Consider the following 8,250-nt stretch of genomic DNA (forward strand, 5'->3'; position numbering starts at 1 on the left):
AATAACGCCATGTCGATCACTCCAATGTCCCCCGACGCAACAGCCAGGGGAAAGGTCAGAACATGGGTCACTTCTCAGCGGAAATTTATGCCTCTCCCGGGTCAACTCTCAGCGGAAATCAACAGCCCAGTGCGCTATGCGACGAGCTGCACGCAAAAATCTTTGGCGCGCGGCTCGGGCTCGGATAGAAGCGCAAACGTCAACCGGAAGCCAAGCGACTAGCCTGGGTTTACACTTTTCCAGAATCAGTTGACATATTATGCATTCGGCGTTACATATGCGGAATGGATGTTGACAGGTCTCTCGTTCTGAAGCTCTTCGAAGCAGCGCTCGGCGCCGATTATACGACAGTGCGGCGAATTGGCGGGCGGATCGCCCGCGATCTGGCTGAGGTCGATGCCGAGGGCGCCAAGGCATTGCAGGCGATGTTACGCAAACGCGGCGTGCCACTCCAGGCGTCAGGCTATGTCGAGGCACTACCGCGCGACGCTGGCTCGCGGTTGCCGCTAGTCGAGGAAATGGCTTGGCCAACCTCGCCATTGTTTCTTAACACCGATGCCGGCCATGTCATCGAACAATTCATAGAGGATGCGAATAACATTGCGCTGCTGGCCGAGAACGGCATCTCAGCACGTCTCGGTATCCTGCTCTACGGCCCGCCCGGCACGGGTAAGTCGTTGCTGGCCGGCCATATTGCTGCGCGGCTCGGTCGGCCGTTCTACGTCACCCGGCTTGACTCGGTCATCTCCTCGCGGCTGGGCGAGACCTCGAAGAATATCCGGGGCATGTTCGACTTCATCCCGACCAAGGATGCGGTGCTGTTCCTCGACGAGATGGACGCGATCGCCAAGCTGCGCGATGACCGGCACGAACTTGGTGAATTAAAGCGTGTCGTGAACACCGTTCTCCAAGGCCTTGATTCGCTTGCTGATGAAGTGATCGTGATCGGGGCAACCAATCACCCGCATTTACTCGACCCTGCAATCTGGCGGCGGTTCCCCTACAAAGCCGAACTACTTGTCCCCGACAGCGCAGTTCGCGCGTCGATGTGGAGCTATTTCCTGTTCCAGGACAGCGACGAGGATGGGGCGAGCGACCTGCTGGCGCGACTATCCGAAGGGATGACCGGAGCGGATATCGAGAATTTCGCACACGCCGCAAGGCGCCGCGCGGTGATCAGCCGCGAGGACCTCAACTTGGCGCCGATCCTCTTGGCAGTCGCGACCAACAAGGAAGGGGCACCGCGCCTGCCCGACAATCGGGCGCTCACGGTCGACGAGAAGAAGATGTTGTCGCAGATCTTGCTCGACCGCCTTGCCATGCCGCAAACCGAAATCGCCCGGACGCTCGGGGTCAGCCGACAGATGATCCATCGCTATCTTAAGGGATGCGATGATGGCTGACGAACGCCGTCCCCTGCTCAATCCCGTCTTGCGTTTCACCAAAGACCCTAAGCCGGAATCGATCACGGGGCGCGGCAAGTCGCTCGCCGGAATCAAAACCGCCCGGCTCGATGGCCAGCGCCGAAAATTATCGAGCGACCTGATGCTGATGGCGCGCGACCAAGGCCGCCAGCCGCAATTCGCCGACCGCGCGATCGTCTATGCCTCAATGTTCGAGGATTCGCTGGCGCCGACTTGGACACCGACTGACTTGTTCCAGCCGGCATATGGCGCGCGACTGGTTGCGCCGTATGCACAGGGCTATTTGGTTGAGATGGACATGCGGTGCGTCGAGCGCTTCGCCGCACTCGTCTCCAATTTCGGTACCGTGCGTGACCAGGTCGATATCTCGCGCGTCCAGTCGATGCGCTTCTTTGCGCCAAGCGATGCGCTGGGCGACCGAGCAATTGATGCCATATGGGAAGAGGCACCGCGTCGGCCACAAGGCCGCGCCTTCTTTACCTCGCTGATGCCGCTCAAAGACCGCAATGCGGTCGAGCATTTGCTGCAGACAGTCGCCCAGCTGCGTGACGGGACGATCCTGCCCCCGTCGCGCCAGTTGCTCCTCGACCTAGCGAGCGGTGCCGATGCGGCCGGCGATGCGCCTCTCGCGCGAGCCGTGCGGGCGATCAGCGGCACCGATCGGCTTGGGCGGGCACTGCGCGACTATCGTCTGCGCCAGCGGGCGCACACGACGGTGATTGTGGATAGCCCCGAGGCGCTCTACCGGCTGGCAGCCTCCGGCGCGGTGATGCGGCTCGATCCGGTACTGCCGATCACGGTGACTGACCCTGGGGAGGGGCGCGAGCCGGACCGCCCCCTCCCCGCCAACCTGTCCGGCCTGCCGATCGTCGGCGTCGTGGATGGTGGCCTCAACGCGACTTCCTACCTGCCAGCCGAGGCCTGGCGCGCACCACCCTTAGTAAGTGGAGCAGCGGCCGAGGTGATGCACGGCAACCGGGTCACCTCGCTTGTCGTCCAGGGCCATGAGTGGAATAACAATCTCGTGTTACCTGAGCTGCATTGCCGGGTCGGCACAGTGGCGGCGATCGCCAAACGGGGCTTCCCGGGGCCTGATTATGAGGAATTGGTCGAATATCTCGACGCAGTAATGACCGCGCATCCCGAGACCAAGGTTTGGAACCTGTCGTTCAATGAAGACCGGGTCTGCGACTTAGATGCCGTCAGCCCGTTCGGGCATGCGCTCGCAACCCTTGCGCGCAAACACCGCGTGCTGCTTGTCAATTCGATCGGCAACACGCCCGCCGCCTCGGCCAAGCGTCCAGCTGATTGCGAAGCCGCGCTGACAGTTGGCGGCCGGATGCACGGTACTGACGGTCAACCCGGCGGGTTGTGCCCGGTGAGCCTCACCGGGCCGGGTCCTTGCGGTATGCTCAAGCCCGATACCTCGCATTTCTCGCATGTGCGGGCGTTGGGCGGCGCGGTCATTCGCGGATCGAGCTTTGCCACCGCCCTGATGTCGCCGCTCGCGGCCCACACCATGGACCGTTTGCGCGAGCCCGACCCTGATCTCGTTCGCGCGCTCCTAATTCACAACGCCGATGGCGATGGTTTCGATACCGGTCGCGGATTTGGCACACCCGATGCAACCTATCTGCCGTGGGAATGTCGGCCGGGAACGGTGACACTGCAGTGGAAGGCCTCGCTGCGAGACCGGGCATCTTATTACTGGGAACTTCCGATCCCTCCAGCGCTGCTCAAGGCCGGGCGCTTGCGTGGCCGCGGCAAGCTGACCGCGATCCTCAACCCGCATCCGATGGTCGACGAGTTTGCCGGCCCCAACTATTTTAGCGCACGGCTGAACACTGCCGTCCAGTATCCGAAAGGGGACGCCTACGCGAATCTACTCGGGTCGATGGATACCGACCGCGTGCCAGAGACGATCGCGCGCGCGGTCGACCACAAGTGGTGCACCGTGCGCAATCACGCCAAGGACTTTTCTGCACGTGGGCACCAGGTCGATGGCCCAAATCTGCGCATCTACGCGCGTATCTACACCCGCGACCACTATGTTTACGGCTTCACTAGCGCCGACCAAGTGCCGCCGCTCGAGGCAGTCTTCGTGCTGTCGCTGAGCGGGATCGATGAGGGGGGCGATATCTACAACCAGCTTCGCGACCAGCTCGGCTCCTTCGTCGAGACATCGGTGGTCGAGAGCGACATCGACATCCAATATTAAGGAGGACGACATGGCTGACAATGATCGGATGGTGTACCGCAGGGCGAGCGACCAGAAGTGGATCGACAAGCGCAATGGTGCGTCACGTGGGTTCGTGCACGATACCCAAGCGGCAGCGGCGGCAGGAGCAAAGCAGCATTTGCTGAACTCTGGCGGCGGTGATCTGTCTATCAAAGGCCTGAACGGCCAGATCCGCAGCAAGGACACGATCGGCCGGCCGGACCCGCTGCCGCCGCGCGACAAAGAGCATTGATCCCCCGATATCTCCGTTGCGTGATATGATCGCGAGTCCGGAACTACGGCGCTAAAACCCAGGCATGCACACGATCCTCGACAATGCAGTCCAGTCGATCCAGATCGGTATGGAGGACTATCGGAGCGACGATCCGCGTCGATTGTTGTCGGCGGTGCGCAATGTCCAGGCTGGCATCCTGCTCCTATGCAAGGAGCAGCTTCGCCGCCTGTCGCCGCCCGATAGTGAAGAAATTTTGCTGCGCCTAAAGATGCGGCCGGTCCAAAGAAACGGGGCGATCGTCATGGTCGGCGATGGTCAGAAGACGGTTGACCAGTTCCAGATCAAAGAAAGGTTCAAGCAACTCGGCATCGCGGTTGACTGGAAGCCGCTCGATCGCCTTACCGAATATCGCAACGATATCGAGCACTATCGCTTCATCGGCGGTCGTGAGCCCTTGTCGGCGGCAATCGCTGGATCGGCGAAGATTATCCGCGAGCTTGTTACCGAGGTGTTGAAGAGCGATCCGCGCGAGCTACTGGGCCAGCCCTGCTGGGGTGTGCTTCTCGACACCGAAGCCGTATTCGACGCTGAATTCGCAGCTTGTCGCGAAACGCTAGCGGCGATCGCTTGGTATTCACCTGAAGTCGCTCGTTCGCTTGACGATCTGGTTTGCCCAATGTGTGCCTCAGCGCTGGTCGCGCAAACCTATCCCGCCAACACCGACCAGACGTCGGCCGATTTTCACTGCCGGTCGTGCGGTGCACGCTTCTGCAGCGTGGAACTGATCGAGAATGCGATTGGGCAGGTCCTTTACGCGGACTTTTACCTCGCGATGACCGATGGCGGCGAGGAACCCGTAGCCGAATGCGCCAATTGCGCAGCCGAGACCTTCGTGTTCGCCGAAGATCAGTGCGCCGCCTGCGGCTATTCGCGCCCGATACACCATTGCGGTGACTGCGGACTCGAATTCGTTGACGACGATTTTGAGCGGCAAGACGGCCGTTGCGTCGTCTGCTACCTCGCAAGCGAGATGGCAAACACAGAATAAGGTCATCAAAATTGGAGACCTGAAGCCGGAAGTTTTCAGTTTTGAGAAAGCCATTCAGCAACCGGAGGCGAGGACCGCGCACTTCTGATTGGCAACGGTTTCTCTGCAAAGTACTTCACCTATTTGACCCTGCACGCGGCGTCCGAACTGGAAAAAGGTCAAACAAGACTTTGGATCTTCAGTCTACGCGGCATCCACCACCCGAAACACCGCCCCTGTTCCCGCGTCTCGAACCAGGTCAACGCCCCCTCCGTCCCAGTGGTAGTCGAGGTGACGTCCCTGAGTGGGGTCGGATGCACAATCCGGGTAGAACAAGCCGACACATTCACCACCCGGATGCCTTATGCTCGGATAGACAAGACCTTCGGCCCCGCCCCCTTTAAGCTTAACAGCGAGGGCTTGCGATGCAGCATAGTTGTCGTGATCAAGTGCGGGATCGCCTGCGGCAAGGCTCCTGAGATCGTGAAGATCGGCGCTTACCGAAAGGATGATCTCACGGAACTGCGAGGTCCAACCTGGCGCTTCGGCAGTGCGAGCCATGAAGCGGGCATGATGATGGATTGTCTCGAACAGCGCAGTTTCAAATGTATCCCCCGCGTATAAGACGCCGTAGGTCCCATCGGTGAAGCGACTGGGCCGGTCAGTGCTGACATGCGTGAACGGGGCCATCAGATAGGATGCGCCGTTGCCCCCTACCCGACGGTCTGCAGGTACCAGATCGAGATTGCCGATCGTCGCCATGATGCGAGGATTGGTTTTTTGCTCGGCAGAGATCAGTAGCGGCCAATCTGCGGGGTCTGCGATATCTTCGAAGAGGTCGATCGGTGGAAAGGCACTGCGGATAATTCGTACAGCACCTTTCCACTCGACCTCTGCAACCAGAATCGCCTTGGGGTCAATCACCAGGCACCACGTTCGGCATCAAGATAGCGACGCACCCGCATGATATCGGTCAGCTCGCCGCCAAGCATGACGTCGAGCGCACTCGCTCCGGCAAAGGCGGCGTTATCTGCCTTGATCCAGGCGTAGCCACGTTGGGCTTCAGAAAAAATGATCCTCAGCGCCTTGTGGATACCCATCAGGTTGGAGAGCCGCGCCGCACCATCGCGCGAGACACGGCCCGGCCCCTCAGCTTTCCATCGCCGATAGGAGCGAACCGGCATGTCGAGCAAAGTCGCTGCCTGCTCGTCGGTGAGTTCCCATTTCCCAAACAGGTTCAGCACGGCGCGGAACATCGCGGCTGCTTCCTCCTGAGTTACAGGATCGGGCCGGAAGGCGTGGGGGACGGTATCAACGGGTTGCAAAGCCAACATGACTATTCTCCATATGGCAGCATATAGCACATTGAATGCCATTTGGCAAGATGCGTCAAATTCAGCCTGCAAGCCGAGCCAAGACCGCCACTGCGTTTGTGGTCGGAACGAAAAGCCGCGTCTGATAGCGGATGATCTCGGTGAAGCACCCATGTGCCTTGTACCAGTCGAGCCGCGACGCCGACCAACCAGCCAGTTCGAGCCGCTGCGCGCCGTTGACCAAGCTGCGCTTGAGCGTGAGCGCTTCGCGGCTTTTTATTTGCATTGGTCGGCCCGTCCCGAGCACCGCATCGACGATTTGCTCTGCCGAGAAGGCATGTTCGTCTTCAAGCCCAAGCGCCTGGCACAGTTCGGGCACGCAATGGAGCGGAACCTCCCGACCTAATAGCGAGCGTCCGTCTCGCGCCGAGATCCGGCTGACGCGAACATAGTCGGAAGGTAGTTTGTCCCACACCGGAAGCAGTAGGCCGGTTGCAAGATGCAGGCGCTCGCGCTTGTGATTTGAGGCGGCGTCATCGACCTCCACCTGCCACAGGCGGCGAAATTCGGTTGGATCCACTGTTTCCCAGTTGCTCTCCTCGAGTTGATCGGCGGTGATGTGCCCATGCTTCAAGGGACGGACAAGCTCGAAGCGGGCCACACGCATACCTTCGTCGGTGAGCAGACTACGCGCCGGGACAAGCAGCCCGATCCGGCCTGAGCGCGCATTACGCAGAAGTTGCTGACGCGCACCTGTAAAGCCGTAGAGTTCCTCGAGCCGTTCGAGACGCAAAGGCTTGAGCGCGCGGGCGATCTCGAGTTCCAGGAGATGCGTAGTCGCACCCGACAGCGCATCTGTGCGCAGTAGCGTATCGGTCAGCACTTCGAAATGCTCGACCGCAATGGTCTCGACCCCTATGTCGAGCGTGCCGGCCTGGCGTGCTGCATCGATCCGTGCTTCGACGAGGCCGAGAAATTCGTCAAATATCCCGTTTTGCAGAGCAATAGGCAACGCGAGGATGCGATTGAGCCAGCGCTGGATTGCTGGCAGGTCATCGACCATCCCGCCGTCGGGCCCTTCGACCCTGAGCCCGCTCAATTCCTCAAACCGAGAAAGCGTAACGGCTTCCAGCTTGCCTGCGAACAACAGGCCGAACCAGCGATGAAGCGCCTCCTTGGCGTAGGTGCTCTCGAGATTGTCGGCAGGATCGAAGAGGTTCTGCCCACCTGTCTGGCGCTGCCCTCGGGTCAGTGCCCCGAGACTGTCGAGCCGACGTGCAATGGTCGATATAAACCGACGTTCGCCACGCACGTCGGTGGTCACCGGGCGGAACAGCGGGGCCGACGCCTGATTGGTGCGGTTGGTACGGCCAAGGCCCTGAATTGCGGCATCGGCCCGCCAGCCCGGCTCAAGCAGGAAGTGGACCCGGCGCATCTGGTTCTTTGCCGCAAGGTCGGCATGATAACTGCGGCCGGTGCCACCGGCATCGGAGAAAACCAGAATCCGCTTTGTCCCGTCCATAAAATCTCGCGTTTCGGCGACATTGGCGCGCGGAGAGCGCGACTGGAGCACCTGGCGTCCATCGCGCCCGACGATCAGGCGGCGGGTACGGCCGGTGACTTCGGCGACCTGATCAACACCGAACCGTTCGATGATCGCATCGAGCGCCGTCGCGATCGGCGGCAAGGCACAGAGCTGCTCGATCATGCTATCGCGCGCGGCAAGCGCCGAACGACAGAGAACAGGGGCACCGTTCTCATCACTCATCGGTTCGGACCGGACATTGCCATTCTCGTCCGTAAACACGGCCATCAACCGAACCGGGAAGCTTTTGGTGAGGTAATCGACCACATATTCGCGGGGGGAGAGATCGATTTCGAGTGCTTGACGTTCCGCATCGGAGAGATCTGTCGCGCGACATTCAGGTTGAGAAAGCGCGACAAACAAGATGAGAATGCTGCGTTCCGGGATTGGCGAAGGGCGTAGCCCGTAGCCGATCCCGGAACGCAGGAGGCGCCTTTTGAAGGGTGCC

7 protein-coding genes are annotated in these 8,250 nt (G+C 60.6%); 4 read left to right on the top strand and 3 right to left on the bottom strand.

The annotated features are described in order from the left end of the window. Positions 1-284: 284 nt before the first annotated feature. The 4 genes from NZK81_RS21100 to NZK81_RS21115 all read left to right on the top strand — a co-directional run bounded on the left by NZK81_RS21100 (position 285) and on the right by NZK81_RS21115 (position 4,925). Positions 285-1,403 (top strand): AAA family ATPase, encoded by a 1,119-nt coding sequence (locus NZK81_RS21100; protein ID WP_260047950.1) that lies wholly within the window; start codon positions 285-287, stop codon positions 1,401-1,403. After that, a complete protein-coding gene (locus tag NZK81_RS21105; protein ID WP_260047951.1) occupies positions 1,396-3,642 on the top strand; it encodes a S8 family peptidase in 2,247 nt (748 codons plus the stop codon). Before NZK81_RS21100 ends, NZK81_RS21105 begins: the two co-directional genes overlap by 8 nt. Positions 3,643-3,652: 10 nt before the next feature. Continuing rightward, a complete protein-coding gene (locus NZK81_RS21110; protein ID WP_260047952.1) occupies positions 3,653-3,895 on the top strand; it encodes a DUF2188 domain-containing protein in 243 nt (80 codons plus the stop codon). A gap of 64 nt (positions 3,896-3,959) precedes the next feature. Then, positions 3,960-4,925 carry a hypothetical protein gene (locus NZK81_RS21115; protein WP_260047953.1) on the top strand — a complete coding sequence of 322 codons (966 nt, stop codon included), beginning with the start codon at positions 3,960-3,962 and terminating at the stop codon, positions 4,923-4,925. Between the two features lie 183 nt (positions 4,926-5,108). On the opposite strand, the gene NZK81_RS21120 is transcribed toward NZK81_RS21115, so the two are convergent. The 3 genes from NZK81_RS21120 to NZK81_RS21130 form a co-directional block, all read right to left on the bottom strand. Continuing rightward, on the bottom strand, positions 5,109-5,828 hold the full coding sequence (locus tag NZK81_RS21120) for an RES family NAD+ phosphorylase (RefSeq protein ID WP_260047954.1): 720 nt from the start codon (positions 5,826-5,828) through the stop codon (positions 5,109-5,111). Next, a complete protein-coding gene (locus NZK81_RS21125) occupies positions 5,825-6,238 on the bottom strand; it encodes an MbcA/ParS/Xre antitoxin family protein (protein ID WP_260047955.1) in 414 nt (137 codons plus the stop codon). The genes NZK81_RS21120 and NZK81_RS21125 overlap by 4 nt, the downstream gene beginning before the upstream one ends. Positions 6,239-6,299: 61 nt before the next feature. Further along, positions 6,300-8,030 (bottom strand): strawberry notch C-terminal domain-containing protein, encoded by a 1,731-nt coding sequence (locus NZK81_RS21130; RefSeq protein ID WP_260047956.1) that lies wholly within the window; start codon positions 8,028-8,030, stop codon positions 6,300-6,302. Between the last annotated feature and the right edge of the window lie 220 nt (positions 8,031-8,250).

The organism is Novosphingobium mangrovisedimenti (assembly GCF_025153475.1).
GTDB classification, from domain to species: Bacteria; Pseudomonadota; Alphaproteobacteria; order Sphingomonadales; family Sphingomonadaceae; genus Novosphingobium; species Novosphingobium mangrovi_A.

What these genes read in the sequence shown, in the direction of transcription:
- NZK81_RS21110 (WP_260047952.1), top strand. Translation starts at nt 3,653, where the DNA reads ATGGCTGACAATGATCGGATGGTGTACCGCAGGGCGAGCGACCAGAAG.
- NZK81_RS21100 (WP_260047950.1), top strand. Translation starts at nt 285, where the DNA reads ATGGATGTTGACAGGTCTCTCGTTCTGAAGCTCTTCGAAGCAGCGCTC.
- NZK81_RS21125 (WP_260047955.1), bottom strand. Translation starts at nt 6,238, where the DNA reads ATGTTGGCTTTGCAACCCGTTGATACCGTCCCCCACGCCTTCCGGCCC.
- NZK81_RS21130 (WP_260047956.1), bottom strand. Translation starts at nt 8,030, where the DNA reads ATGGCCGTGTTTACGGACGAGAATGGCAATGTCCGGTCCGAACCGATG.
- NZK81_RS21115 (WP_260047953.1), top strand. Translation starts at nt 3,960, where the DNA reads ATGCACACGATCCTCGACAATGCAGTCCAGTCGATCCAGATCGGTATG.
- NZK81_RS21105 (WP_260047951.1), top strand. Translation starts at nt 1,396, where the DNA reads ATGGCTGACGAACGCCGTCCCCTGCTCAATCCCGTCTTGCGTTTCACC.